24 protein-coding genes are annotated in these 25,271 nt (G+C 45.6%); 10 read left to right on the top strand and 14 right to left on the bottom strand.

From position 1 onward, the window contains the following. The first annotated feature begins 43 nt into the window (after positions 1 to 43). From prf1 to ACR3I3_RS02940, 4 genes are all read left to right on the top strand, one after another. A complete protein-coding gene (prf1, locus tag ACR3I3_RS02955) occupies positions 44 to 1,288 on the top strand; it encodes a peptide chain release factor aRF-1 (protein ID WP_440953085.1) in 1,245 nt (414 codons plus the stop codon). 24 nt (positions 1,289 to 1,312) lie between these two features. Next, a complete protein-coding gene (gene argS, locus ACR3I3_RS02950; RefSeq protein ID WP_440953084.1) occupies positions 1,313 to 3,016 on the top strand; it encodes an arginine--tRNA ligase in 1,704 nt (567 codons plus the stop codon). A gap of 108 nt (positions 3,017 to 3,124) precedes the next feature. Then, on the top strand, positions 3,125 to 3,343 hold the full coding sequence (locus ACR3I3_RS02945; RefSeq protein ID WP_440953083.1) for a DUF1294 domain-containing protein: 219 nt from the start codon (positions 3,125 to 3,127) through the stop codon (positions 3,341 to 3,343). Positions 3,344 to 3,444: 101 nt separating this feature from the next. Next, positions 3,445 to 3,852 carry an inorganic diphosphatase gene (locus ACR3I3_RS02940; RefSeq protein WP_440953082.1) on the top strand — a complete coding sequence of 136 codons (408 nt, stop codon included), beginning with the start codon at positions 3,445 to 3,447 and terminating at the stop codon, positions 3,850 to 3,852. Positions 3,853 to 3,994: 142 nt separating this feature from the next. Here ACR3I3_RS02940 and ACR3I3_RS02935 read toward each other — a convergent pair whose 3' ends face one another. Continuing rightward, entirely contained in the window at positions 3,995 to 5,020 is a 1,026-nt protein-coding gene (locus ACR3I3_RS02935) for a CobW family GTP-binding protein (RefSeq protein WP_440953733.1), read from the bottom strand. Between the two features lie 235 nt (positions 5,021 to 5,255). On the opposite strand from ACR3I3_RS02935, the gene ACR3I3_RS02930 reads away from it, so the two are divergent. Then, positions 5,256 to 6,284 carry a methionine synthase gene (locus ACR3I3_RS02930; RefSeq protein ID WP_440953732.1) on the top strand — a complete coding sequence of 343 codons (1,029 nt, stop codon included), beginning with the start codon at positions 5,256 to 5,258 and terminating at the stop codon, positions 6,282 to 6,284. A 46-nt stretch (positions 6,285 to 6,330) separates the two neighbouring features. Here ACR3I3_RS02930 and ACR3I3_RS02925 read toward each other — a convergent pair whose 3' ends face one another. Next, on the bottom strand, positions 6,331 to 7,404 hold the full coding sequence (locus ACR3I3_RS02925; RefSeq protein WP_440953081.1) for a stage II sporulation protein M: 1,074 nt from the start codon (positions 7,402 to 7,404) through the stop codon (positions 6,331 to 6,333). Between the two features lie 183 nt (positions 7,405 to 7,587). Between ACR3I3_RS02925 and ACR3I3_RS02920 the strand changes: the two genes are divergently transcribed. Next, entirely contained in the window at positions 7,588 to 8,331 is a 744-nt protein-coding gene (locus ACR3I3_RS02920) for an RAD55 family ATPase (RefSeq protein WP_440953080.1), read from the top strand. Beyond that, positions 8,324 to 8,833: a hypothetical protein gene (locus tag ACR3I3_RS02915; RefSeq protein WP_440953079.1), complete on the top strand. Its 510-nt coding sequence runs from the start codon at positions 8,324 to 8,326 to the stop codon at positions 8,831 to 8,833. The genes ACR3I3_RS02920 and ACR3I3_RS02915 overlap by 8 nt, the downstream gene beginning before the upstream one ends. 25 nt (positions 8,834 to 8,858) lie before the next feature. On the opposite strand, the gene ACR3I3_RS02910 is transcribed toward ACR3I3_RS02915, so the two are convergent. The 8 genes from ACR3I3_RS02910 to ACR3I3_RS02875 form a co-directional block, all read right to left on the bottom strand. After that, entirely contained in the window at positions 8,859 to 9,896 is a 1,038-nt protein-coding gene (locus tag ACR3I3_RS02910; RefSeq protein WP_440953078.1) for an EF-Tu/IF-2/RF-3 family GTPase, read from the bottom strand. Between the two features lie 57 nt (positions 9,897 to 9,953). Then, a complete protein-coding gene (locus ACR3I3_RS02905) occupies positions 9,954 to 11,129 on the bottom strand; it encodes an RNA ligase (RefSeq protein ID WP_440953077.1) in 1,176 nt (391 codons plus the stop codon). 5 nt (positions 11,130 to 11,134) lie between these two features. Then, positions 11,135 to 11,911: a CBS domain-containing protein gene (locus ACR3I3_RS02900; protein WP_440953076.1), complete on the bottom strand. Its 777-nt coding sequence runs from the start codon at positions 11,909 to 11,911 to the stop codon at positions 11,135 to 11,137. A gap of 53 nt (positions 11,912 to 11,964) precedes the next feature. After that, a complete protein-coding gene (locus tag ACR3I3_RS02895; protein WP_440953075.1) occupies positions 11,965 to 12,804 on the bottom strand; it encodes a CBS domain-containing protein in 840 nt (279 codons plus the stop codon). Between the two features lie 43 nt (positions 12,805 to 12,847). Continuing rightward, on the bottom strand, positions 12,848 to 13,804 hold the full coding sequence (locus ACR3I3_RS02890; protein WP_440953074.1) for a CBS domain-containing protein: 957 nt from the start codon (positions 13,802 to 13,804) through the stop codon (positions 12,848 to 12,850). Positions 13,805 to 13,950: 146 nt separating this feature from the next. Next, positions 13,951 to 14,748: a CBS domain-containing protein gene (locus tag ACR3I3_RS02885; protein ID WP_440953073.1), complete on the bottom strand. Its 798-nt coding sequence runs from the start codon at positions 14,746 to 14,748 to the stop codon at positions 13,951 to 13,953. Positions 14,749 to 14,785: 37 nt separating this feature from the next. Continuing rightward, positions 14,786 to 15,394 (bottom strand): CBS domain-containing protein, encoded by a 609-nt coding sequence (locus ACR3I3_RS02880; RefSeq protein ID WP_440953072.1) that lies wholly within the window; start codon positions 15,392 to 15,394, stop codon positions 14,786 to 14,788. Positions 15,395 to 15,480: 86 nt separating this feature from the next. After that, positions 15,481 to 16,605 (bottom strand): OB-fold nucleic acid binding domain-containing protein, encoded by a 1,125-nt coding sequence (locus tag ACR3I3_RS02875; protein WP_440953071.1) that lies wholly within the window; start codon positions 16,603 to 16,605, stop codon positions 15,481 to 15,483. Between the two features lie 257 nt (positions 16,606 to 16,862). Here ACR3I3_RS02875 and ACR3I3_RS02870 point away from each other — a divergent pair, with 257 nt between their 5' ends. Beyond that, entirely contained in the window at positions 16,863 to 17,492 is a 630-nt protein-coding gene (locus ACR3I3_RS02870) for an RNA 2'-phosphotransferase (protein ID WP_440953070.1), read from the top strand. Positions 17,493 to 17,502: 10 nt separating this feature from the next. Here the strand turns inward: ACR3I3_RS02870 and rtcA are convergent, their stop codons facing one another. Together rtcA and ACR3I3_RS02860 are read right to left on the bottom strand one after the other, a co-directional pair. Beyond that, the gene (gene rtcA, locus ACR3I3_RS02865; RefSeq protein ID WP_440953069.1) at positions 17,503 to 18,516 is read right to left on the bottom strand and encodes an RNA 3'-terminal phosphate cyclase; all 1,014 of its coding nucleotides are present in this window, start codon (positions 18,514 to 18,516) and stop codon (positions 17,503 to 17,505) included. Continuing rightward, positions 18,513 to 19,880, bottom strand: coding sequence for an FAD-dependent oxidoreductase (locus ACR3I3_RS02860; protein ID WP_440953068.1), 1,368 nt, complete (start codon positions 19,878 to 19,880; stop codon positions 18,513 to 18,515). Before ACR3I3_RS02860 ends, rtcA begins: the two co-directional genes overlap by 4 nt. Before the next feature lie 1,048 nt (positions 19,881 to 20,928). Between ACR3I3_RS02860 and dnaG the strand changes: the two genes are divergently transcribed. Together dnaG and ACR3I3_RS02850 are read left to right on the top strand one after the other, a co-directional pair. Further along, on the top strand, positions 20,929 to 22,293 hold the full coding sequence (gene dnaG, locus ACR3I3_RS02855) for a DNA primase DnaG (protein WP_440953067.1): 1,365 nt from the start codon (positions 20,929 to 20,931) through the stop codon (positions 22,291 to 22,293). A 219-nt stretch (positions 22,294 to 22,512) separates the two neighbouring features. After that, positions 22,513 to 22,800, top strand: coding sequence for a UPF0058 family protein (locus ACR3I3_RS02850; protein WP_440953066.1), 288 nt, complete (start codon positions 22,513 to 22,515; stop codon positions 22,798 to 22,800). On the opposite strand, the gene rimI is transcribed toward ACR3I3_RS02850, so the two are convergent. Next, entirely contained in the window at positions 22,797 to 23,315 is a 519-nt protein-coding gene (rimI, locus tag ACR3I3_RS02845) for a ribosomal protein S18-alanine N-acetyltransferase (protein WP_440953065.1), read from the bottom strand. The genes ACR3I3_RS02850 and rimI overlap by 4 nt on opposite strands. A 90-nt stretch (positions 23,316 to 23,405) precedes the next feature. After that, on the bottom strand, positions 23,406 to 25,253 hold the full coding sequence (arcS, locus tag ACR3I3_RS02840; protein ID WP_440953064.1) for an archaeosine synthase subunit alpha: 1,848 nt from the start codon (positions 25,251 to 25,253) through the stop codon (positions 23,406 to 23,408). Between the last annotated feature and the right edge of the window lie 18 nt (positions 25,254 to 25,271).

The following is a 25,271-nucleotide window of genomic DNA, read 5'->3' as shown; positions in this document are numbered from 1 at the left end:
CATCTTAAATCACAATTGATCCTTATCATGGAGTATTCCCACAATGGCTGACCAATCTTCACATCAAAAATACGAGTTTAAAAAGAAACTTGAATCTTTAAGGGGCAAGCGTGGTCGCAGTACCGAGCTTATCTCTTTGTATATTCCACCTGACAAGCAGCTCTCAGATGTAGTTGCACAGCTCAAGACAGAACACGGCCAGGCTGCCAACATCAAGTCCAAAGTGACCAAGACCAATGTTCAGGGTGCCATCGAATCCATTATGTCAAGGCTCAGGTACGTGATTGTTCCTGAGAACGGCATCGTCTATTTCACAGGTGCTGTTGATATCGGGGCTAACAAGACGAACATGGAGACAACTATCATTGAACCTCCGCAGCCTATCATTACATACAGGTATCACTGTGATTCATCTTTCTACCTTGAACCGTTAGAGGAGATGCTAAAAGAAGCAAAAACATATGGTCTGCTCGTCCTTGACAGGCGAGAGGCTTCAATAGGTCTTCTGGTGGGCAAGCACATAGAACCTTATCGTAATCTGACCTCAACGGTTCCCGGCAAGCAAAGGAAAGGAGGACAGAGTGCCCACAGGTTCCAGCAGCTCAGGCTTATTGCAATACACGATTTCTACAAACGTATCGGTGATGCTGCAAGTGAGGTCTTCCTTACGGTCGATCAGAAGGACTTTGAAGGAGTGCTCATCGGTGGTCCTTCACCAACAAAAGAGGAGTTCGAATCAGGACACTTCCTCCACCACGAGATCGAGAAGAAGATGCTCGGTCTTTTCGATGTGGCATACACCGATGAATCCGGACTTTCAGAACTTGTGAACGCAGCAAGTGAGAGGCTCGAAGACCTTGACCTTATGGTAGAAAAGAAGCTCATGCAGCAGTTCTTTAAGGAACTGGTAGCGGATTCAGGCAAAGCGACCTATGGTGAGGAGAATGTACGTGAGAACCTCCTGATAGGTGCTGTTGATACACTTCTGATATCCGAGGACCTCAGAGCTGAAAGAGAGACCGTCAAGTGTACTTCATGTGATTATGAGAACAAGACCACCCGTGAGTTCAAGCCCGGTGATTCAAGTCCGTCTCCCGGTAACTGCCCGAAATGTGGTTCCTATCTTGAGGTCGTGGAAAAGGTCGATATCGTAGACGAGCTGTCCGATATGTGTGACCAGACAGGTACAACTGTGGAGTTCATTTCCACTGACTTCGAAGAGGGCGCACAGCTTCTGAATGCTTTTGGTGGTATTGTTGCTATCCTGCGTTTCAGCACAGGTATCTGATTTAATTATTCATAGGTGATCATTTTGTTCTTGGATTTCATACAGCAGGTTACGTCCGTACTGAACGATGCTCTCAGTTCGGCAGGTTTTGAAGTGGACGATCTGGAGCTTGGCCCCTCCCAGCATGCAGACCTTTCTTCAAGGGTCGCGTTCAGGCTGGCCTCTGTTGCAAAACAGAGTCCAAAGGACGTTGCTGACAAAATCGTTTCCGAGGTAGTGATACCTGAGGATTCCTATATCGAAAAGATAGATTCAATGGGACCTTACCTGAACATCACTGCCAGCCGCAGTTTCATAGATGGTGTGGTATCAGGCATCAGGGAGAAGAAGGATGCATTCGGAGGCGATTTCCGCGAAGGAAAGATCCTGCTTGAGCACACATCCGCCAACCCCAACGGCCCGCTTCACGTAGGACACATAAGGAATTCCATCATCGGAGATACCCTCGGTCGTATCCTCAAACGTGCAGGCTATGATGTCGAGCTTCACTATTACGTAAACGACATGGGACGCCAGATAGCAATCGTCTCCTGGGCCCTTGAGCGCTTTGAGTTCGATAATGATTCCAAGCCTGACCACGCTATTGCAAATGTTTACATCAAGGCAAACGCAGAGCTCGAGGCACACCCCGAGAAGGTTGCCGAGATAGACAGGCTCATGCAGCTTGTTGAGAGCGGCGATGAAGAGACCATCAATCGCTTCGATGAGGCTGTGGGCCGTGCGGTCAAAGGTATCAAGGAGACCCTTGGAAAGATGAACGTCGCTCACGACGAGTTCCCCAAGGAGTCCGGTTTCATCCGCTCCGGTGCTGTCTCAAGGATAGTGGAAGAGATCAAGGCCACAGGGCGTACCGAGATCGATAATGGTGCCCTTGTTGTTGACCTCAAGGATTACGGATTCGAGAAGACCCTCGTCATCCAGCGTTCCGACGGGACTTCACTTTACACCACACGTGATCTTGCATACCACGAATGGAAGGGCGAGCGTGCTGACAGGATCATCGATGTGTTCGGAGCAGACCACAAACTTATCTCCGGCCAGCTAAGTGCAACACTGAACGCCATCGGAAAGAAGGAGCCTGAGGTCGTTATCTTCGAGTTCGTTTCACTGCCTGAAGGTTCAATGAGCACAAGGCGCGGAAAGTTCATCAGTGCCGACGAGCTGCTTGATCAGGTCAAGGCCCGGGCACTGGAAGAAGTGGAGAAGCGCCGCCCTGAGATGCCTGACGAGTTCAAGAAACAGGTTGCAGACATGGTGGGTATCGGTGCTGTCAGGTACGACATTGTGAAGGTCTCACCTGAGAAGTCCACGGTCTTCGACTGGAAGGAAGCACTGGACTTCGAGAAGCAGGGCGGTCCTTTCGTACAGTACTCACATGCACGTGCATGCAGTATCCTGCAGAAGGCAACGGATGAAGGCCTGTGGAACGCTGAGCCAGATATTGACCCTTCACTTCTTGTGGAGGACAGTGAGATCGCTCTCATCAAGAAGATGGCAATGTTCGACAACGTGCTTGACCAGTGTGCAAAGGAACTGAAGCCTCACATGCTTGCCATCTATGCAAGGGAACTTGCAGATGCGTTCAACCAGTTCTATCGCTTCGTATCCGTCCTCAATGCCGAGGAAGAGGATGTCCGTGCAAGCCGTCTGGCCCTTGTGGACTGTGCAAGGATAGTGCTTGCCAACACCCTGGACACACTGGGACTGGGTGCACCGGAATCAATGTAAGTGAGACACGAAAACAGATTCATAATAAGTTAAGGAGAATGGAATATGGAATTGTACGTGTACGTTCTCCTGTATCTTTTTTTAGTAAATTGCTATTCTTTCTGGCTGATGTACTCTGACAAAAAGAAGGCCATTAAGAGCCAGTACAGGACACCGGAAAAGACCCTTTTCACCTGGGCATTACTGGGCGGGAGCATAGGTTCCATTGCAGGAATGCAGAAGTTCAGGCACAAGACAAGACATACGACGTTCAGGATCGGGATGCCTTTGATATTTATCGTGGAAGGATATCTCTTCTTTGAATATGTTCTGCCTTTATTGCTTTGAGTTCTTTGGAGCTTGGAGTTGCCTCTCTTTATGGGTGATAGAGTTAGGACGACTGTCTTCTCAAAAAGCGTTTTATAAAAAAAGAAGTTGATTACCCACTAATGAAGATACGGATCGAAACTCCCAAGTTCAGCTTCTTCAAGTATCAGAAAGTGGATGATAGGTACGAAAGAGTCCTGTTTTCCCCGATACCCACGATATTCAACTATGGTTTCATTGAGGATACCCTGGGAGATGACGGGATGGAGGAGGATGCCATCGTACTGGGACCCCGGCTTTCTCAGGGTACCCTTGTAAATCTGACCGGTCCCGGTGGTGTGGTAAGGTTTGTAGATGACTCGGTCCGGGATGACAAGAAGGTGTTCTACATAGGGTATCCGTATTCTGAAAGGCTGTTCGGATTGTACTTCAGAATGTATGCACTCTTCAAGTGTTTCCGCTATCTGGCATTTGAAAGAAGAATTGCAGAATGCAGGTTCGAGGGCATTGAACTGCTCGGGGAAAACTGAGGCCCGATCAGTTTTCGATCACTTTAATAATCGAGTGGACCAACTTAGAATTGCAAATTCAAATATCTGTTCTGCAAAAAAAGAAGTAAGGAAAAGGTAGTCCCTTTCCACAAAAATTCCCTCTATCCCTTTCTAACAGTCCTTAAAGGATATTGATGGTCTGGATGTTCTTGACCTTGTTGCCAAAAGGTATCTCTTCCTGCAGAAGGTGTTCCTTTATGGTGCCTTCAACGATCTTCACGAGATCATCCTTTTCCACGTTCGTGACCGCTGAGAGGAACTTCAGACTGCAATCCCTTCCCTTTGTCTCAAAGAACTCAATGTTAGGCACGCTTTCGGAAGATGTGATGCTGGCTTTCATGAGTGTTCCAGGATACTCCATAGCCATCTTGATGTGACCCACGAAGTTCGGGTTGATAAGTATGATCTGCTCTCTGATAGAGGTGAGCACGTACGTTGCGTATTTTTCTGCCTTTTGCTCTTCCAGTTCACAGTCCTTGATGGTCAGTTCGCCGGAATAGGAGCTGACCTCGGAGGCCTCAATGGAGTTTATGGTCTCCCTTGCCTCCCTTTCCCTGCTCTTACCTGCTAGCAGGTCGATGAGCCTCTGGAACTTCTCGTCAGCCTCCTTTGCGGAGAACTCGATGACCTCTGCCTCGGGATTTACCTCTTCCAGGAATTTTCTGACTTCTGCGACCTTCTTTTCCTCTGCAATATCAACCTTATTGATGCAGAGTATCTCGGCATCCTCTATCTGTGTCAGGATGAACTTCGGTGTCTGCTTTATCTCGGTGTTGAACCTTGTTCCATCCACGATGTTCACTATAGGTGCAAAACTCAGGTCATCGATCTTCATAAGCTCGATATCTTCCTTGATCTGCCTCGGGAATGCGATACCGGTAGGCTCGATAATGATAACATCAGGCTGGAAGTCCTCCGAGAGTTTGTCAAGCGTGTACTCCATGCTTATCTTGAGTGTACAGCAGATGCAGCCGCTTGTGAGCTCTTCGGTGACGATACCTGTGCTTGAGAGGGTGTCACCGTCCAGTCCGACCTCACCGATCTCGTTGACGATTATCGCGATCTTGTGGCCTGTTTCGCTCAGGTGTTTGCCAAGTTTTAGCAATGTGGTGGTCTTACCGCTTCCGAGGAAGCCGCCTATGATCATTATTTTCAATTATCTCACCGGTGGTAGAATGGTATATGATAGAAATTAGTTTTTAAGTTTCTTGAACTTGGAAGTCTTTACTTATAAATCTTGCAGGTAAGTATCTGAGGTTAGTATCTGGTTGCATATTACACATTTGCAGCTTGTTATGTGTGATCCGTTATCTGTTCTGCTCCCTACTGCAGAAAAAAACAATTCGCTAACATTATAAATGATACTCGCACATACGGTAGCTATGAGCGACCTGATCTTTGACGATATTGGAAGTTATCCGCTACCTGAAGGTGTAACAAAGGAGTGGATGGAAAGCGCATTTTCTAAGAGGGACAATGATGAGAAACTGTTCTCCGTCATAGGCTCGGCATTTCTCCAGAAGCTTGAGGCCGGCGTACAGGTGGCAACCTACCCTCAGTTCCAGGACATGAACCAGCAGTTCCTGTCCATCATCAATGACCCGGAATGTGTGGAGGAGCCTTTCAAGGTCAAAGAGGACAAAGCCCGTATTCTTGAACTCGATATTTTAGAAGAGGTCGCTAAAGATTACATGGAAAAGACCGGCGAGAAGCCGGATGTTCGTGTCTGTGTGACAGGCCCGCTTGAACTTTACCTCAAGGACTTCGGGGGAACCCAGTACACCGACATCCTGAACCTTCTGGCAGTGAGCATCGATCGGTTCATAAGCAATTCCATCAAGTCCGCAAAGAACTTCAACATCAGAACGGTCTCCATCGATGAGCCAAGTATCGGTATCAACCCGCAGGTCATGTTCACTGATGCCGAACTGGTGGAAGCTCTTACCAACGCCACTTCCTATGCAGGCAAACAGGATATGGACGTGGAGATCCACCTTCACTCACCGCTTCATTATAAGATCCCATGCGATACACCCAACATCAATGTCATAGGTGTGGAATCCGCAGCAAATCCTTCCTATCTTGACCTTATCGACAAAAAGGTGCTGGAAGACACTGATTCTTTCCTGCGTGTGGGTGTTGCAAGGACCGATATCTTCAACCTCGCGTCTGTGCTGAACGAGAAGTACAACACCAATATCTGGAAGGACACGCAGTACCTGCCTGAGATCGTGACCGAAATGGAAACCCCGGATGTCATCGCAAAGCGTCTTGAGAAGGCAGATTCCATATTCGGGGAACGCATCAGGTATGTTGGTCCAGACTGTGGTCTTGGTTCCTGGCCGACACAGGAGATAGCAGGACAGTTGCTACGCAATGTTGCTGCAGGTATTGAGAAGTTCAATAAGTAATATCAATGTCCTTGAGGGAACATTTTCCCGGGAACAGGATCCTTGCTCATATCAGGATATTGCTGTTAAGCAGGCTCATGAGGCCGATAACGTATCCTGATATCCTGGGTGTCAGCTGTATCTCTATATATGCAGCAATGAGAAGCATCAGGATTGTAAATGAGATCATCTTCAACGTGTATCCTGCCCTCAGGTAAGCTCCGGTGATGTTTTCTATCCTTTGAATGTCTTTTTTTATATCATCTTCTTCCACTTCGTCTTCGAACAAATGTCCTTCTATTATTTCTTCTGAGTGTACTCTTGCAAACCTGTATGCAAGAGATGTAGCAATGAAGATCGCCGGCAGCTCGATGATACCGTGGGGAAGCAATGAAGCAAGATAATAGATAAAGGCAAAGTCAACCCCTACAAGTATACCGGGGAACCCCGCTGCCTGATTTCCCCAGAGAACTCCGTTGAAAAGGAAAAATGCCAGGACAAGCCCTGCTATGATCCCGTTAAGCAGCAATGTCAGGACAGGAAATATCAGTGGTAGTAGTGATGCTACTGACCTGTAATCCTCTCCGGTATAGTTGCAGTTCTTCCAGATGGAATCAGGGTTCTTGTTTTTTTCAGTATTCTCATGTTGCTTGAGCTCAGGATATACACGTGCAGCTACCTTCCGTATAAATGACAGAAATATGGGAGATGGCCTGTCCAGACTGGAGATCATCCTTAGGTACAGGGGATGTTTAGAACGAAAGATTATTTCCCTGAAAACGATCCTGTGGCTGTATGTTATTACTCCGGCTCCAATGGATGTGACGAATATTGCTACTATGTTGAAGAAAAAGACCGAATAGAGTGGACCTATATATCTGGCACCGAAGTCAACTTTGGACGTAGCGGCTTCAGAAGTTGAAATTATCACATCGTTGACGACATCAATTTCCGATGTTGCAGCCTGTGCTGTTGATATCAGCATATTGCTGGTAGCTTCGGGTCCTGAAAAGATAAAAGCCACCATGTAGACCGATATGCTGGATGCAAAGGCCAGCACTGCAAATAGTATGAAGAGTTTCACTGACCATATTACATCTTTCCGTTTTATTTTGAACCGGCTGCTCTCTTCATTTATCATTTATTTTGTCTGACGAACGATTTTATCTTCAGTGTTACTTATATTTCTCAGGATTTCACTTAACTTTAACTGTTTAAATTTTATTATTAACGATTGATTTATATATAAAAATCATCAATGATTTAAAGTATATCTCCGTACACATCTATCTGATAAGTGCTTTGTATTAAAGTGAGGTCAAATATGAGAATACAATCTGGAATTGAAGGTTTCGATGAACTTGTTCAGGGTGGACTGGTTCCGGAACGTGTTTATCTTTTAAGTGGTCCGCCGGGAAGCGGGAAAACCACTTTTGGAATGCAGTTCCTTGCACAGGGCGCGACATTTGGTGAAGTTGGCCTATATGTCAGTCTTCTTGAAAGTCCCCAGAACATCATCAATGACATGTCCAATTATGCATTGAACGTGGTAACCCTGATAAAGATGAAAAAGCTGCTTTTTGCTGACCTTGGCCCCAGAATGGAGTATGGCTATATGGATGACCTCCATGAGGTCATAAGTTCGGATTATGAGGTAAGCCACTCATCGGTAGAAGGTGAAGCCCCTTCTCCTGCAATGGTCTTCAAGGAGATCGCAGCGTACGTTGAGGAATACAATGTCAAAAGGCTTGTTATTGATTCCGTTTCTGCTATACGTTTCACCACAAAGGACCGTGGCTCTGAAGAAAAGGAGATGGGAAGGTTCATCAGGAACCTGAAGCGGATTGGATGCACTACGATCCTTCTTTCTGAGATGACAGACCCGACTGCATATTCAACAGAACAGTTTGCTGCACATGGTGTATTGTTCCTTCACAATTTCCTCTATGGCAAGCAGATGGTCCGTGCATTACAGATCATTAAGATGCGTGGAACAAAACATGACTGCAATATGAGGCAGCTTGAGTTTGGTGAAAGGGGACTGAAAGTATCTTCCTACCTTGAATGACGGTAGTGTGGAAATGGACCTGTTCAAAGAGAATAAGGATAAACCTACCCTTGCTGAACTTAAAAGGGCAGAAGTTGAGAAGAAGGCCTTTGAGCTTGGCTTTGAGGTGGGTTACCATAAACACTCGGAGATCGGCTGGGTCAAAGAGAATATCGTAAAACTGGAAAGCCAGGCCAGCAGTCTGGGGCTTGGTGATATTGTTTCCGGTAAGTACGCTCAGGGTAAGACCCGTGGCTCTCTTGCAAGGGAAAAAGGACTTAAGATAGGTTCAGGTACACCATCACTGAAAAAGGATGAGGCACCTGATCTTTCAGAAGCACTCTTTTCCAAAAGCAAGGAAGCTGAAATTTCCGGCTACACGGAGTATGTTGTAAATGATACTGTATTTGCTCCCCTGGATCGCCCGGAACTTCTCGGGAGTCCGTCATGCACTTCCCTGACCCGAGCCGTGAAGCGCCCCACAAGTCTTGATGGTTTCAGGCCATTAATGCCAAAGAAGTAAAGAAACTAAAAAATAGTTTGTGGGTTCAGGCTTTGTAGCCATATCCCACGAATCTCTGTTTATCATCCAGGTTGCAGATGACGAACCTGTCCGATTCATTGTAAGCCAGCAGTTTGGAGCCTGAAAGTGTTATAGTACATTCGGCATCGGTTGTTGTCCTTCCAACCTCTTCTCCGTTCACTACTATCTTTTCCAGTCTCATCGGGGATGACTGGATTCCCACAAAGATGTGAGGCACATCTCCCACTGCAAAGCCTTTTGAGAATGGTGAGAAGTGGCATTTGAGTGTCAGGTCTTCAGTTACATCTTCCTTTTCTGAGAGTATGAACCCTCTCTCGATGTCCTTTGACTGGACGTTCTTGAGCGCAAGTCCCACACGGGCACCCGGGGGAGCGGTCTTTGTATCAACATCATGCATCTGTATGGAGCGCACTTCCACCGTCTTGTCCGTTGGGAATGCTATAAGCTTGTCCTTCGCGTTCAGGGTACCCTGCATCACTATTCCAAGTACAACACAACCGATACCTGTCACATTGAAGGACTGGTCGATGACAACGCGTGTAGGCATATCTTTGAGCTCTTCCTGCTCCTTTTCGACCATATCTCCCATCTCGAAGATCATTTCCTTGAGCTCTTCCATTCCCTCGAACGAGGTTGTTGAAACAGAGATATAATCCCAGTTCTCAAGAGCGGTGCCGGTGGTTATCTTCTTTATCTTTTCCTTCAGTTCATCCAGAGCAATGGGGTAGCTGGTGTCTGCTTTTGTGAGAACGATGATACCATGCTTATATCCCATCAGGTCAAGCGCAATGATACATTCGCCTGTATGTGCATCAAGACCTTCAGGAGGCACGCACAAAAGGACAATGTCTGAAAGATTGAAGGCGGTTACCATGGGCTTGACAGAAGTTGGATAGCCGACTGCATCTATGGTGGTCAGGACCCTGTCACCCTTGGAAAAATCATACATCGTTATATCTGCTGTATTTCCCTTTTTTCCAAGTTTTGAAGCAAGGGTCGTCTTGCCGCTTTTTTCGCTTCCGATGATAGTTATCTTTGTCATATATGATCACACTTTTAGTGTACACAAATACCTATTGTCATATATGCTTTTTTGGGATCACCAGAGTTCGCCCCTGAACATGGACAGTGTCTTGTCGTTGGTGCTCTTGTTCAGCTTCCTTATCTTTATGAGGAATTCGTCGCCTGTCTCTTCAGGTTCCTCGAAAATTGCTTCTATTCCCTGTCTTTGCAGATACTCTTTGAAACTGGAAAGTGTATCAAGGCTTGAGACCCTTATCTGCACTTCATCGGCTATCCTTTCGCCTTTGCCTATGTCATTTATCGCATCGATCATTGGATATAGGATGCTCTCCCCAAGCCGAAGACAACGCTTTTTAAGGTCTTCTTCGTTCTCTTCCCATTCATAGGCCTGGTAACCTTCTCTCACAACCCTTGAGAAAAGATAGTCACGTCCTACATCATTATAGAATCTGAACGCATGTCGCAGGTCTGCACAGTTACTCTGTGAACATGTGTACTTTACAGGCGGGATGTTCATGTCCGGGTCTTTGATAACGATACCTTCATGTTCGATCTTCCCCAGCTCCCTTATAATGTTACGTATCTTCTCAGGGGCTTCACTTTTTGTAAATTCCCCGAAGAGCCTGACCTGTGTGAAACCGTATTCCTCTGCCAGTTTTCTTCTTTCATATATCGGAAGGGGTTCACCACTTCCCTTATACCTCATATCGAAGACATAGAATTCAAGGGAATCTACATCATCATAGATCTTCTTGGGTACATAGGGGTTGTCGGGCCCGACCATCTCTCCGTGCAGGACAAGTTCCGGATGGTCATTAAAAAAGTCAATATTAAGCAATTGCCCTGCCTTTTCCGTGGAATAGGGGCAGACATATCCACCGCGTGTGATAGCGATTATTTTATCATCAAGAGTTATGGCTCGCACATTGAAACCATTCATCTTCTCTTCAACACAGACCGTATCGATACCGGAAAAATGAGTGTTGATGGCAGGCTCCAGCAGCATTGCACGCTGTATCTTGGGGAATCCTTTGATCAGTTCGAAACAGTCATTCTTTTGATAGATAACAGTTCCACTTTCTATCTGGGAGAAAGTGGTTACAAAACGAAAAAGGTGCTGGTATTCTCCCCAGTTCTGCAAGAGCTCACGCTTATCCAGCAGCTTCCGGAGCCTGGAAACAGGTATGCCAAGGTACTCTGACACACCTTCTACGTCCAGTCCAATGTCTTTACCAGCATCTTCGGCTCGCATATTTCTTATTTTGCAATGGTGTTCACAAGCGTTCTTCTTGTAATGATCCCTACAAGGTCACCTTCGAGGTTCACGACGGGCAAACCACCAATGTTCTCCTCAAGCATCGTCTTCTTTACTTCTGATACTGGTGTATTGGTCTGTACGGTCTTGACACCCCTTGTCATAATATCCTCTACAATGAGGTTCTTGATGCGGGAATCCTGCTTACTTCCTTCGACGACGTCCCTGAAGGCACGCATTGATTTTGCAATATCCCTTTCTGTGATGATACCCACAAGTTTTCCATCCTCAATAACCGGGAACCTTCCTATATTCTCATCAAGCATCTGGTGCCTGACATGGCTTACCCTGTCTGCGGAATGTACGACTACCGGGTTACTGTTCATAACCTCCGCAGCATAACCATCGAATATTACATTTTCCAGCAGTTCAGCTGGTGTGACCCATCCAAGAACGTTCTCATTGTCGCTTACAATGATAACACCGCCACGCTTGTCCATTAGCACGACCGCATCACTAACATCCATATCAGGCAGGACCTTAACGTAGTTGTCTGATACGGCAGTAGCAACGTGGAGTGAAGAGGCAGGCTTTGCACCTTTCTTTCTTGTTCCAAGTTCCTTGGAAAGACCTCTCATTGTGAGAACGCCGACAAGTTCATTGTCATGTGTAACCAACAGGCGACGTGTACCTTTCTTTTCCATCACATCAAGAGCATGTGAGATAGTATCTGCTTTGTCAATTGATGTTGGTTGTGCCATTATATCCTTTACTTGCATGTCTGTCACCTCTTTAACTCATTTTCTTCATCTGTACTTCTTGCTATACCTTATCAGGCTGCTTTCATCACGTCTGTCCTGCTGACAATACCAACGATCTCGTCGTTCTCAGCAACAGGGATGCCTGTAACATTCTTTTCTATCATCGCCTTTGCAGCTTCAGTGACCGGAGCAGAAACATCAAGTATTGTAGGTACATTGACCATTATATCCTCTGCAACAAGTGGAACGTCTTTTACATACCTGTATACTTTTTCACCTCCGGATCTTGGTTTTCTTGCCATCTTTATGTTCTTTGATGGAAGTTCGCCCTCATTGTCTGCAAGCACATGCAGTGCCAGTTCCCTTGTGGTGATCATTCCCACAGCCTCACCGGTATCATCAGTGACAATAAGCTTGCTGACCTTGCTCCTTTCCATTTCATCGATAATGTGATTGACAGTGTGATGCCTGTGCACAAATACAGGTTCAGGTGTCATTATTTCACCAACCTTTATATCACTGGCAAGTTCTGACATGCGACGAACAATATCAACTCTGGTAATAATACCAAGAAGTCTTTCACTGTTTACCACAGGGATATTATTGATATCATTATCGATCATCATTGCCGTTGCCTGGGAAACAGATGCATCGGGATAGATCGTGACAGGGCCCTCGGTCATTATCATCTTTACAGGGACCTTGTCAATTGGCCTTCTTCTCCACATAGGTTCTGCCTGTGCAAGGCGTCTTCCCAGATCGGATTTGGTTACTATTCCCACCATCCTGTCGTTTTCCACTACAAGGACCGTACTGATCTTGTGCTTGAGCATAAGGTTCCTTGCATGTGATACAGGTTCATCCGGTCCCATTACATGGACAGGTGATGTCATAATGTCTGATACTTTCATATCTCATCCTCCTTGTTCTTTTGTTATCCTTGTGGATCTTAATTCATTCAGCCATTGCTCGTAGTACATCTCTTTCAGTGATTATACCACACAGCTTCACGTTGTCGATTACAGGCAGTGCACCAATACTATTCTTTATCATGAGCTCACTTGCTTTCCCAAGATCAGTATCCGATGTTGTCCATACAACATCCTTTCCGATCAGTGAACTGATAGGAGCATCCATTATATCATGGATATTACCGGTTGTCAGTTTCTCGAAAGCCTCACCACTTCCCAGGAAGTCCATTATGTCAGAAGCATTGACGACTCCTATGAGAATATCTCCTTTGACCACGGGAAGCCGGCGGAAATGGTTCTTTACCATCACTTTTGCAGCATCAGAGATGGTCATTTCTGCAGGTGCTTTCTCTACTCTTTTGCTCATGTGGTCAGCAACGGTCTTGTTCGTCACTATACCTGCTGTAAATTTCAGAAAGTCCTTCTCTGTGCAAATGGCACGTACATTGTTCGTACTGTCCACAATCGGAAGGCTTCCGATGTTGTTCTTAAGCATAAGGTCAAATGCTTCCTTTATATTGCCATCACTGGGTATCGATACTACCCTGTGCTGCATTATCGTGCTTACATTTGCGTTGATGGCTGAGAGAAGGTTTCCATGATACCTGTTCTCGATTAGCCTGTTCTTGTCTCCTCCTCCCAGGAAATCGATGACATCGAAAGATGAAACGATACCTTCGATCCTGTTCGTACCCGCATCAGTAATGGGAATATGCCTGAAGTTCTTCTTTGTCATCGTCTTTATGGCATCGATGATCCTTGTCGTGGGTGGTATCGTAATAACATCCCTGGTGGCCACCGACATGATATCCCCTTCATGCTCTGAGATCCTTGTATGAAAATCAAAAGCCCCACGATCCATTGTACCGGAAGTAGAGATCATAGCAGGGTCCTTTTTCTGAACCTTGCTTTTCGTAGGGCTGTGTGTTTCAAGCTTCATTTAATCCTCCATTTGTTTGTTCTTCTAGTGATGTTTGGATGGCAGTACGAATTCGGAGTGATCTTTGATTACCCGAAAATATCTTTGAGCCTGTGATCTAAGGCCTGCATTTTAATTCGTCATGAGCTTTGGGTGTTAGACCTCCCTTATTGAGCAGGATCGATCCCCGTTACAAATGTCCGCATAAGATCTGTGCGGTCCACGATGCCTGCAATCCTGTTTTTATCGACAACCGTAATCCTGCCAACATCGTAGTGGAGCATTTTCTTGAGACAGTCCTTTATCGGTGTGTCAGGGGAAACCGAATAGACAGGTGTTGATATTATCTTTTCAACTACTGTTGTATCCTTAGGCTGGGTGGCATGGTTGTCACTCATGGATGTCCTGATAAATCCGGAGCGTATAACGTCCATCCTTGTGACCATTCCAATTGGCTCACCCTTTTCAGAGACCACAGGCAGACCTGAAAAGTTAGATTCGAGAAGAACAGACCAGATCTTTGTGAGATTGTCATGCGGTTTACAGGTGATGACATCTGTTGTCATGATCTGAGCCACAGTTCCTTCCAGTTTCCTGTCTCCTGCAATGTTTGCAAGTATGTCAGAATTGCTAAGGATACCTGCCAGCCCCCTGTCCTCATTGGAGATAGCAACAGGGCAGCGTCCTATCTCTGAACCGAGAAGGTACTCTGCAGCATCAGCAATATCCGTCTCCGGTGTAATCAGCGGGCATTCATGGATATAGCCTTCAACCGTAACGTTGGATTTTGTGGCCTTTATATTGAGAACATCCTGGTCCTTCAGTATACCAATGACCTTTTCTTCCTCATTCAGTACTGGCAGTCCCCTGAGGTAGTGGTCTCTCATCAATTGACGTGCATGGGTGATGCTGTCATGCTCATTTATGCATACGGCATCTTTTGACATGATTTCACTGACTTTCATACGAACCCCCGTTCATATAATCTTTCAAAGAAGTGTTTCAGTCGTAGTAGCCTTCATCTTCCTTACAGTCTTCACATAACATAAGACCGTTAACAGAGCTAAGGCTATCAACGTATGAATCACATCTCTGGCAGATCCCCCTTTCGAATTCCGTGGTTTCAGGAATATCCGGCTCCCGGTTCATCTCTATCAGGTCTTCAAGAATAGTGTTAAGACCAGGGGCAACTGTAAGGATATCCCGGTCCGTTACAATTCCGGTGATCTTGTCATCATCGGTAATTGCAAGTCTACGGATTCCGGATTTGACCATCATCTTAGATGCTTCGATAACATCTGTAGATGATTTTACTGTTATTATGGGAGATGACATTATCTCTTCAGCAAGCATGGTGCTGGGTTTGACATCATTTGCCATGACCTTGTGAACGAGATCCCTTTCAGTTATAATACCTATGGGGTTGCCATCTTTTGAGACAATAAGGCTGCCAATGTTCTGATCGTTCATTGTCTGAGCAGCTTCAAGTGCTGTACTGGTGATGTCAAGGATAAAAACGTCCTTCGTCATGATCTCGCGCACGACGATATCGTTCAGGAACTGGTTTGCTGTTCCCTCAGCCTCGACATCCCATTTGGTCCCAATGACCATACGATATCACCCTCCTATGCTATTGCTTGTGTTCCCACACTACACAAAGAATAATCTGACTTAATAGCATATATAGGTGATTGTGGTCACAATATATTGATCCTTGTGCGGTTTCCGGCACTCAGTTCTGTCTCATCGTTAAAGCCTGATTTTGAATATGCATCAATGACCTGGATGTGAGTATCGATATCAAGTTCGTCCACGAGAAGTGCATGATCTCCCCACAATGCGATGCGGATCCTTCCTGTATCATCGGATACGTAGATGTTTGACACCATATTTGTGGTCCCGTCATCCCTGTCAAATTCCCTCAGTTCTCCAAGACCGGATACTTCACCTTCTATCGAATAGGATTCCCCAGGTATTATATCGGCTATTGGTGTGAAATTTTCCCTGTACTCGACCTCTGCATTTGTTTTCCTGAGGACGCTGTTGTTTCCGATCTGGATCTCGACCTGCTGGCTGAAGTTATTCATCCTTGCATATCCGTTTATGATCTCGATGGTGTCATTAAGGTTCAGTTCCTTTGTGGAATCGACCTTCTCATCCCATAATGTCACACGTATCTTTCCGGTCTCATCACCAATGAGGATGTTACCGACACGTCCCTGTCCACCGTCCTTCTTCTGGAATGTCCTGACATCGGATATGTCCAGCAACTTTCCGGAAACGTTGATGTCTCCCATTCCGTCCCTGATATCGGATATCTTTTGTGAGTCCAGCCTGACCTCGATCTCCTGGTCGGTCCTGTTGATAACACCATATCTTCCGATATTGATCTCAGTACCGGAATATCCGTCCTTTGCATAACCGCTGATCTCCATGCAGTCCCCTACCTCTATTTTTTTGTCTTTGAGCAGGTCAGCGCGGTCATCCCAGAGCGTCAGTCTTATAGAGCCGGTCTCATCAGCCACCATGAGATTGCCTACTCTTCCGATGGTACCATCATTCCTGTTGAACTCGCGTACGCCAAATACCGAGACAACCTTTGCAACGAAGTTGACATTCCCTATCTCGGGTGTTATGTCCTTTATTTTGATGATCTCTTTTGCGGTATCGGTTACACCAAGGTCGTGGGCAACAAGCATTGCCGCTGTCCTGGTATCACAAAGGCCGCTCATCTGCTCGACCTTTTCTTCTACCTTTTTTCGAAAATCATCTTCGCTGATAATGCCTCCAAGCTTATTGTAGATCTCAGTTATCTCGTCCATTGATGACACCTGTTAATGTGATGCGGAACATGTCCGCAGGATCGTTTAAAACATAGGATTTCAAGGCAATTTGCCTTTTTAAGTCTTAGTAGTGTGAACCCGATTAAGTTTAGTCCGATATGATATAATCCTAACGAAAGACCTTTTTCGAAAATATCCTGAAGTTGCGCGAGATGCTACTTTAATAGACAGCTTCCTGTGAAGGAAGTTGTGGATAAAGTTATATTAACTATTAAATGCATTTGCAATTAGATAGCATGATTCGAAAATGTAAAGAGCATGGATACTTCAGAGGCGAAGTTTGTCCTGAGTGTGGCAAGAGTGGCAGGTATGTACTGGATGACGAACGTGAAGAACGCCTTGGCAGGTTCGTTTCAGGTGCCTTGAGACATTTTCCGGATGATGTTGGTCTTACAATGGATAAACAGGGCTGGGTTAACATGGACCTGCTTTGTGATATCATGGAACGCCGCTACAGGTGGGCAAGCAGGGAGCGCCTGGTCTCACTTGTGGAATCCGATGTAAAGAACAGGTATGAGATATCAGGTTCCAGAATAAGGGCAAGATATGGTCATTCCGTGGATGTGGAACTGGATTATCCTGAAAATGAGTTGCCTTACCTTTATTATGGTGTCAGCCAGGAAGAGGTCGATATGCTTCTTGATGCTGGTATTTCTCCTCTCAGGCAGACATATGTACATCTTAGCACCAGTCCGGGAAAGGCCACGGAATCAGCATCTGTTCACACAGAGAATCCGGTAGTACTGGAAATAGACGCGGATGAGGCACAAAATGACGGTATAGGGTTCATGGCCGTTAATAGTGACATCGTCCTGGCCGAATCCGTACCTCCTGAGTATCTGACCATCCTGGAAGACGATGAATGAGCATATTTGCTCATATCACCGATATTTCCATCATTTCTTCTTTTTTTTCTGTTCTGAACTTAACGTCAAGGAATTGTTCTGTTACGTGAATGTTCGTTGCTGTATGGGATGACATCTCCCTTACTGTGAAAGAACCACCTTTTGTAAGTCCCATGTAGGGTATCAGCTGGTCTGCCAGATGAACATCCACAGAAGAGTTGCTTGAAAGTTCTTCCAGAAGTTCCGCAGCCACCCGGGAACCGACCTTTTCAGCAGGCAATCCTCTTTTTCCCGGAACATACGCTCCCTTCATTCCGCAGTATAATGTTATTCCGCTTCCTGTGGAGGGATATTCGGAACATTCAGTGTCTATCTCGCATTCATATCCGGCCTTTTGGATCAGATCCCTTGCAGAATCTGCCTGACGCTGTGCAACATGCTCCGGGAGGTTGGAAGAATGTGATATTCCAGTCACTTTTCCACCTTCTTCTGAATTCATATCTTCTTCTGAGAAGTCGCATGATCTCATTTCCGATGGATAGATGGTTGCATGGACAACTCCCCCACCACGGGGATAATAACCTCTTTTTCGTGTATCTATGTTACACCTGTACCCCATCTTTGAAAGTGCTCTGAGTGTTACATTATTAAGGTAGTCAATGCTTGGAGACCATGAAACGTCTGTACCTCCGGTGATCCTCAGCTCGATATCACTATCAGAATATGCAGCAGCAGGCATTATGCATTGAAGGAGGAGTGCTATGCTTCCGGCTGTCCCGATATCAATATTATAGCAACCCCCCTTCATTTCCTGTGGAGAAAAAGTTATGGCTGTAGACCCGATCCCAATTCCTTCCACGGTGGCATCACAGATGAGGGCTGCCGTTTCTATTGCTTTTACGTGCTGCGCCGAAAGGCCGGGTTTTGGGCGGTTGCTGCGTATATTGTTGATGGTTACAGCTTCTCCTGTTACTGCCGAGAGCGCTACTGACGTCCTTAATATCTGGCCGCCGCCTTCACCGTAGGAACCGTCGATGTGGATCATTTCTCTTTCTCCTTTTTCATATTCCTGTAAGCATCCTTAACAGCATAGAAAAGCGGGTCCACAACGGTTCCTACCGGTGGAGCATAACATGTTTCCATTGTAAACATCTCGTCAACGGTGGTCTTCTTCTTTATCATAAAGGCAAGGCTATCGATACGCTCTTTGACCCCGGTATTTCCTATGACCTGTGCACCCGCAAGGTATCTCTCCCTGAAAAGAAGCTTGATATGGATGTCACTGCTATTCGGAAAGATGGTGGAATGCGTGACCCCTGTGGCATAACCTGTAACTATGGTCATGGCCTCTGCCTTCGCTTTCCTGGATGTGAGCCCTACAGAACCTATCAGGAGATCACCTGCCACATAGACACTGGGGCCCAGAAGTGGTCCCAAGACTGTATCTTTGTCACAGATGTTATCGGCTATTACGGTGGCCATGCGCCTTGCTACAGGTGCCAGTTGCATCAGGCTCTTCTTCGAAGTGACAAGATCTGTCACTTCACAGCAGTCCCCTCCGGCAAAGACATCTGTTGAGAACTCGTCACCGATCCTGGCCTGAAGGTGGTCATTGATAACGATTCCTCCCAGCTCCCCGGTTGAAATGCCTGCCTTCCTTGCAAGTCCCGTTTCCGGAACTATGCCCGTACTGATGATAACCACATCTGCAGGGAGCTTTTTTCCTGAAAGGATGACATTTTCTACCTTCTCCTGACCTCCTATTCTTTCCGGAAACTCTCCTGTGATGAGTTTGACACCAATGGAGGTGAGATGTTCCCTGACGATCTCTGACATGTCATTATCGATAAGACGTGAAAGTACCGAAGTGCTCCGATTTATCAGTGTCGTACCTATACCACGCTTTGCTATTCCTGCAGCTACCTCCACACCGATAGCACCGGCACCTATTATCACCACATTTTCGGCAGACAGGAGTGCACTTTCTATCTTCATTCCGTCGGAAAGTGTCTGCAAGGTGAACACTCCTTTCAGATCAAGGGATTGCTGAAGGTTTGAGGGAATGCGGTGTTTTCCTCCGGTGGCGATGACCAGCCTGTCAAAAGCTATTTCCCTGTCCTTCAGATCGATCTCCTTTTTAAAAAGGTCTATTTTCATGGCTTCTGTTTCAAGCAGGATGTCTATTCTCATTTTATCAAAGAAATCCGGGGTCCTTACAATAAGGGAATCAAAATCCTGTATCTTGCCTGCAAGCTTGAAAGGTATTCCACATTCGCTGTAGGACACATGACTGTCCTTTGAGATGACAATTACAGAAAGGTCACGGCATCGTCTAACATGTGTTGCCACTGCCATTCCGGTTGCCCCTCCTCCGAGGATGACAACATCATATTTTTGGATATCTTTCATAAAGATAATTTAAGCAGTCTGCTTAATAGGCTTTTGTACATAGCCCCGACTAACGGTTCAGAGATGGTAGGAAAAGAATAGCTTTAGGATTCTATAGGGTGGGTTTTGTATGAAAATTATGAAAAATGAAGTTGATCGACGAGCGAGTTTGGGGAGTGGGGGGGTTATTGTAGCAAAAATAATGTGTCCCGCTCGTCAAATGCCCTACATTATTATTCTATATATAGCTGTTGGTACAAAGGACATTGGGAATTTTTATCAACTTCCGGGTGGCTTAAGTATGTAGCTCTCCTGAAGGAGATATCAAAACAATTTATATTTATATATTGTCCTTTTATTTCAGATGACCTATCTTTGCTTATTCTTAAATCGTGGTGCGGGGGAATTCCGGAATATTGTAAAAACCACAAGGTTATTAAAGTGTAAGAACTAATTAGTCTATTGTGATCGAAGCAAGATCACATCATAACTAAAATTTAATTGGTTTATCAAAAATCCCATTGGGTGATTTATCCAATGGGGGTAAGCAGATCATCAAAATATAATCTGAATCACACTTTGGTTTCACTATTGGAAAAGTAGTGCGCCACATCACATAATACAAACATAGGGAGTTATCTAAAGACCAGGTTTCATTCATATATTATTGGAATTGGACCTACCGGCATCTTAGATCCAGCATCTATTGTTCCATAAATGTTCAAACGTTTCAAAGTAAATAATGCCGGAACGTTCACTTATATAGGCCACTACATGTTGATAATGATAATGTAGTTCCTTTGCCAGCCGTATAGGGCTTCAGGCCTGTGAATTATCCGGATAGTCAATACTTTACTAGCTAGTTTGAACAATAGGGAATTTCCTTAAAAGGGGGGTGCTTAGAACAAGCAACCACATGATCCGGATATCAGTAGCCGATAAGTTCTTTCCCTGCTCCTTTGAATTCCTGTGTTTGTTTTATGACTGATCGATTCTGTTTTTGTTGTTCTGTTACAAATTCGAACAATGCCATAGAGGCAATATAATCATAACAAACGGAGACTTACATATGCAAAATGCTGATACAACTAAATATATCATTCATTCAAAGATCAATGCTGACGGGATAATCGAGCGCCCGGATATAGTGGGAGCGATCTTCGGCCAGACCGAGGGTCTGCTGGGTTCAGACCTTGATCTACGTGACCTCCAGAAGACAGGCCGTATAGGTCGTATTGAGGTCTCAGTAACTGCAAAGGGTGGCAAGACCAAAGGTAATATCTTCATTCCATCCAGCCTTGACAGGGTCGAGACATCAATACTTGCAGCTTCCCTTGAGACCATCGACAGGGTGGGACCATGCACTGCAAAGATCGAGGTAACACAGGTCGAGGATGTTCGTGCGACCAAGAGGAAACAGATCATTGAGCGCGCAAAGTACATTCTTACCGACATGTTCGATGAGAACCTTCCTGAGTCACAAGAGATCGCAGATGAGGTACGCCAGTCAGTACGTATCGAAGAGATGCAGTACTATGGTAAGAACAAGATACCCTGTGGTCCTAATGTGTTCGATTCAGATGCCATTATTGTCGTAGAGGGCAGGGCAGATGTGCTCAACCTCCTGAGATACGGTATCAAGAACACTATCTGTGTTGGCGGTACAAATGTTCCTCCTGAAGTTGCCGAGCTTACAAAGAAGAAGACAGTAACCGCATTCACCGATGGTGACCGTGGAGGAAAGCTCATCATCAAGGAGCTTTTGCAGGTTGCAGATATTGATTATGTTGCACGTGCACCTGACGGAAAGAGTGTGGAGGACCTTGTTCAGAGGGAGATCGTACGTGCTCTCAGGCAGAAGGTACCTGTGGAGCAGGTTCTCGAAAACTACAGCATAAAGGGAGAGAAACCCTCCAAGGAGGAAAAGCCGGCCAAGGCAGGAAGGATATCCCGTCTCCCTAAGCGTAAGGAAAGGGTCGTAGGTGAAGTTTCAAGGCCATCTGATGCGGCACAGAAGACAGAAAAGAAGGTAATTCGCTCAGAAGAAGAGCCTAAGCAGGTAAGAGAGGGCAAACCCGTTAAGCAGGCAAGGCAGGTCAAACCCGCTAAACAGGTAGAAGAGACCAAACCTGCTAAGCTTTCACCACAGGCACGCAGGTTCAAACCACATTCCGATGAACTTATTGGCACTCTTGGAGCCAGGCTCCTTGACTCTAAGGACAATGTAGTTGAAGAGACAGCAGTGCGCGATCTTGTCAACACTCTGAAAGAAACAGAGGATGATATCAAGAGTGTTGTTTTTGATGGTGTGGTCACACAGCGCATCCTTGACATTGCATCAGATAAAGGGATCGAGAACCTTATTGGTGTGAAGAAAGGTAATATTGCCAAGAGCCCGGCAACCGTCAATGTACTGACAGCTGCAGATTTCTGATCTTCTTAAGGGGGAGATCCCCCTTTACTCACTTTTTCTTTTTTCATTTTCCCACCATTGTGCATTATTATTCATAAAAATTAAATCGAAAAAAGCTTATATTATGACTCGGAAAGGCATTTCCGCGAAAAACCGTTTTATTTGAGTCTTTAATCTATTATAATGCAGCTCTTGGCTAGTTAGTGCTGTATCGAATAAAAATGAATATGGATTAAAACCATGCACAAAGATGAATTGATTCAATTGCATACATTGCTGGCTCAAATAAAGAGACATCTGGAAACCCAGGACATTGATCATGACTTCTCTGAATACCAATCTCTTGCCATAAGCCCTGTGCACATCCATCGAAGCAAGGCAGAGCACAAACATGCTATATTTGTACTCGGGAATCACCTTGCCTCAATAATAGCAGAAGATGAGCTTTCAGGTGTTGGCAGGACCTCCGCCAGAATGGAGGAATTTGCAAAACGTACCAGCAGGAACACTTCCAGGAATAACAATTAAATTCTGTCGAGCATCCCGATCCCATCAGGCTTAAAAGATATCTTTAAAGATAAGTCTGATATATTTCCGGACCTGTACAAAGGAGAAAGCTGCTTCTTCATGATTATGCCGTTCTCTCCATCCGAATAATATCCCTGTTCCACCCAGCACTCAATGAAGCCCAGGTCACGATATAGCTTTCTTGCTATATGGTTGCTGGCTCTGACCTCCAGGATGGCAGACCTCAATCCCTGCTGAAGGAAAACGTTAATTATAGTTGCCATGAGCTGGCTTCCTATTCCTATTCCCTGATACTCTCTCTTAACTGCCAGTGAAAAGATCCGGCCTTCGTTAAATGCGGACTGGTATCCCATAACAAAACCCACAATGAGATCATTTACAGAGGCAACAAAGAACCCTTCATTGCTCATCTCATAGAAATTCATATAGACGAAGGGGTTATGTTCCGTAAAAGCTTCCATTTCAATGTTCAGAACTCCTTCAAAATCATAGGGTTCGAACTTTCTGATGATCATCAGTGATTATATTGTCCTTTTTGTTAAAAAGAATATTGAAGAAAAGAGGTAAATAAAAGAAAAAAAGGGCTTTAAAGTTCAATCTTTAACTTAATCAGCCTTTTTTATATGACGAAGATCAACTGCTATTCCCCTTGTGGAGGCGACCATCTCCTTTCCGTTCATCATGGCACGACCTACTCCTATTGCCTTGCTTCCGGTCACTATCACCTCGTCACCGGGACGAATATTTTCACCGGCTGCAATGACCCCAGGTGCAAGCAATGATCCTCTGGGGAGGAAGTCATCGATCGTTACGGTGTAGTCTTTGAACTTATCCGATGCGGCAAGCAGGCGGGTTCCATCGATTGTAAGTGCCAGTGTCCCGTACTGCGGGATAAGAGTGGCTATCTGTTTCTTTTCCATGAATACCTGATGTTTGGGGAATGGTGCCTTTATCTTTGCTTTTTCCGGAACAAGCAATTCTCCTGCACCCTTGCCGAACTGGTAGTCTGCGATTGCGCGCATAAGGTCGCTTCTTGGTTTGTTCTGCCTGAACTCCCCGACTGAAACAATTTCTGAAAGTGTGTTCTTCAGTTTGTCCAGGGATTCATGGGAGGTCACATTGCCTGTACTTGTATAGATGATCTCAATTCCAAGTTCCTTTGAGACGATCTCACAGATCTCCCTGTAGGCTTCTTCCACATGGGCTATGATGTGTGAATATTTGTTCTTTGAAAGGTACTCGGAGAGGCATGAGGATACCCATTTGATCTCTTCCGCATCCCAGTATCCGGTTACCACTGTATCATAATGGGCTGCCGGATAGGTGATCTCGATCTCCCTTGGAACGATGCCAAGAGGAGATGTGATTATCACTTCATGGACATACCTGCGGTTCTTTCCAAGTGCTTTTATGAATCTGGCATGTGAATTGGAAATAGAATATGGCTTCTTGGCAGAGCAGGGCAGCAGGACAAGAATATCGGTTTCCGGTGGAGTGTATCTTTCCTGTATCCTTCTGGCAAAGCGGACTATCTCAGCTCTTGTCATTGATTCGGAAGTTGTTGCAAGCAACTGGTTGGAGCGGGCAAGTGGCGCATGCTCTTCCATGTAGTCATACTGGTCATCGGCAAGCCTCAGGAGAGCTGCAAGCCAGGGTTCTGTGCGGCACTGGCCTTCAACGTATTCACGCAGGTTGCCTGAGCGTATCCTTTCCCTTGTAAGTGCTATCTCTGCTTCAAGCATGTTGCAGTTGTGTTTTGTCAGTATTCTCGCACGTTCTGCTTTTGGCAGTTCTTTAAGTAATTCCAGTGTGATCGGTGCACAGGCGTCACACCTGCATGGGAGCTCGTTCATGGAATCCACAAAGTAGTTTCCTGAGGTTGTCAGGTAAATGTCATTGTACCCTGCTACAACGGCACGGGTGTTGTCCACGATATCGACACCAAGATAGATGAGTGTGGCAGCATTTGCAGGAGTGCAGAGGTTCGGGACATAGAGGGCAGTATCAGGCGCTGCGTTTTCCCTTATCTCAATGATCCTTTCCAGGAATTTCCTTGCATTGCCATCGAAGGATCCTGCGCCTTCCATTACATAAAGGTCAGCCTTCTTTGCTTCCTGTCCATGACGGTAGATGCGCCCCACAGGACCTTCGCATTCAACCTCGTTCTTCTTTGCGATAGTCTCTGCCACGTCATCAGGAACGTCAGGTGTGATGTTCTGGTGTGGCAGGATGATTATAACGTCATCGCCGGAAATTTCGCGTATCTTCCGGATGTTCTCCATAGCATCTTCTGTGGAAAGTTCCCACATGGAACCGGCATCTGCCACAGGGCCTGCCGGATCTTTAAGTGATGCTGTGTCAAGTATGTATGGTGTCCTTACAGGTGTTGAAAGGATCATTTTTCCAATACGGGCAGCACCATCCCGCTGTTCTACCTCAAAATATGATGTCATGTGTCCCTAATATGCTTA

It is taken from the genome of Methanococcoides mangrovi, from assembly GCF_052057775.1.
Classification (GTDB): domain Archaea; phylum Halobacteriota; class Methanosarcinia; order Methanosarcinales; family Methanosarcinaceae; genus Methanococcoides.
The sequence above is the reverse complement of the archived record's forward strand: the minus strand, read 5'-3'. Positions and strand labels throughout refer to the sequence as shown.

Bases quoted from the DNA above. Each gene is read 5' to 3' on its own strand.
- prf1 (WP_440953085.1), top strand. From the start codon at position 44: ATGGCTGACCAATCTTCACATCAAAAATACGAGTTTAAAAAGAAACTT.
- ACR3I3_RS02945 (WP_440953083.1), top strand. From the start codon at position 3,125: ATGTACTCTGACAAAAAGAAGGCCATTAAGAGCCAGTACAGGACACCG.
- ACR3I3_RS02940 (WP_440953082.1), top strand. From the start codon at position 3,445: ATGAAGATACGGATCGAAACTCCCAAGTTCAGCTTCTTCAAGTATCAG.
- ACR3I3_RS02935 (WP_440953733.1), bottom strand. From the start codon at position 5,020: ATGATCATAGGCGGCTTCCTCGGAAGCGGTAAGACCACCACATTGCTA.
- ACR3I3_RS02930 (WP_440953732.1), top strand. From the start codon at position 5,256: ATGAGCGACCTGATCTTTGACGATATTGGAAGTTATCCGCTACCTGAA.
- ACR3I3_RS02925 (WP_440953081.1), bottom strand. From the start codon at position 7,404: ATGATAAATGAAGAGAGCAGCCGGTTCAAAATAAAACGGAAAGATGTA.
- ACR3I3_RS02920 (WP_440953080.1), top strand. From the start codon at position 7,588: ATGAGAATACAATCTGGAATTGAAGGTTTCGATGAACTTGTTCAGGGT.
- ACR3I3_RS02910 (WP_440953078.1), bottom strand. From the start codon at position 9,896: ATGACAAAGATAACTATCATCGGAAGCGAAAAAAGCGGCAAGACGACC.
- ACR3I3_RS02905 (WP_440953077.1), bottom strand. From the start codon at position 11,129: ATGCGAGCCGAAGATGCTGGTAAAGACATTGGACTGGACGTAGAAGGT.
- ACR3I3_RS02900 (WP_440953076.1), bottom strand. From the start codon at position 11,911: ATGCAAGTAAAGGATATAATGGCACAACCAACATCAATTGACAAAGCA.
- ACR3I3_RS02895 (WP_440953075.1), bottom strand. From the start codon at position 12,804: ATGAAAGTATCAGACATTATGACATCACCTGTCCATGTAATGGGACCG.
- ACR3I3_RS02890 (WP_440953074.1), bottom strand. From the start codon at position 13,804: ATGAAGCTTGAAACACACAGCCCTACGAAAAGCAAGGTTCAGAAAAAG.
- ACR3I3_RS02885 (WP_440953073.1), bottom strand. From the start codon at position 14,748: ATGAAAGTCAGTGAAATCATGTCAAAAGATGCCGTATGCATAAATGAG.
- ACR3I3_RS02880 (WP_440953072.1), bottom strand. From the start codon at position 15,394: ATGGTCATTGGGACCAAATGGGATGTCGAGGCTGAGGGAACAGCAAAC.
- ACR3I3_RS02875 (WP_440953071.1), bottom strand. From the start codon at position 16,605: ATGGACGAGATAACTGAGATCTACAATAAGCTTGGAGGCATTATCAGC.
- ACR3I3_RS02870 (WP_440953070.1), top strand. From the start codon at position 16,863: ATGATTCGAAAATGTAAAGAGCATGGATACTTCAGAGGCGAAGTTTGT.
- rtcA (WP_440953069.1), bottom strand. From the start codon at position 18,516: ATGATCCACATCGACGGTTCCTACGGTGAAGGCGGCGGCCAGATATTA.
- ACR3I3_RS02860 (WP_440953068.1), bottom strand. From the start codon at position 19,880: ATGAAAGATATCCAAAAATATGATGTTGTCATCCTCGGAGGAGGGGCA.
- dnaG (WP_440953067.1), top strand. From the start codon at position 20,929: ATGCAAAATGCTGATACAACTAAATATATCATTCATTCAAAGATCAAT.
- ACR3I3_RS02850 (WP_440953066.1), top strand. From the start codon at position 22,513: ATGCACAAAGATGAATTGATTCAATTGCATACATTGCTGGCTCAAATA.
- rimI (WP_440953065.1), bottom strand. From the start codon at position 23,315: ATGATCATCAGAAAGTTCGAACCCTATGATTTTGAAGGAGTTCTGAAC.
- arcS (WP_440953064.1), bottom strand. From the start codon at position 25,253: ATGACATCATATTTTGAGGTAGAACAGCGGGATGGTGCTGCCCGTATT.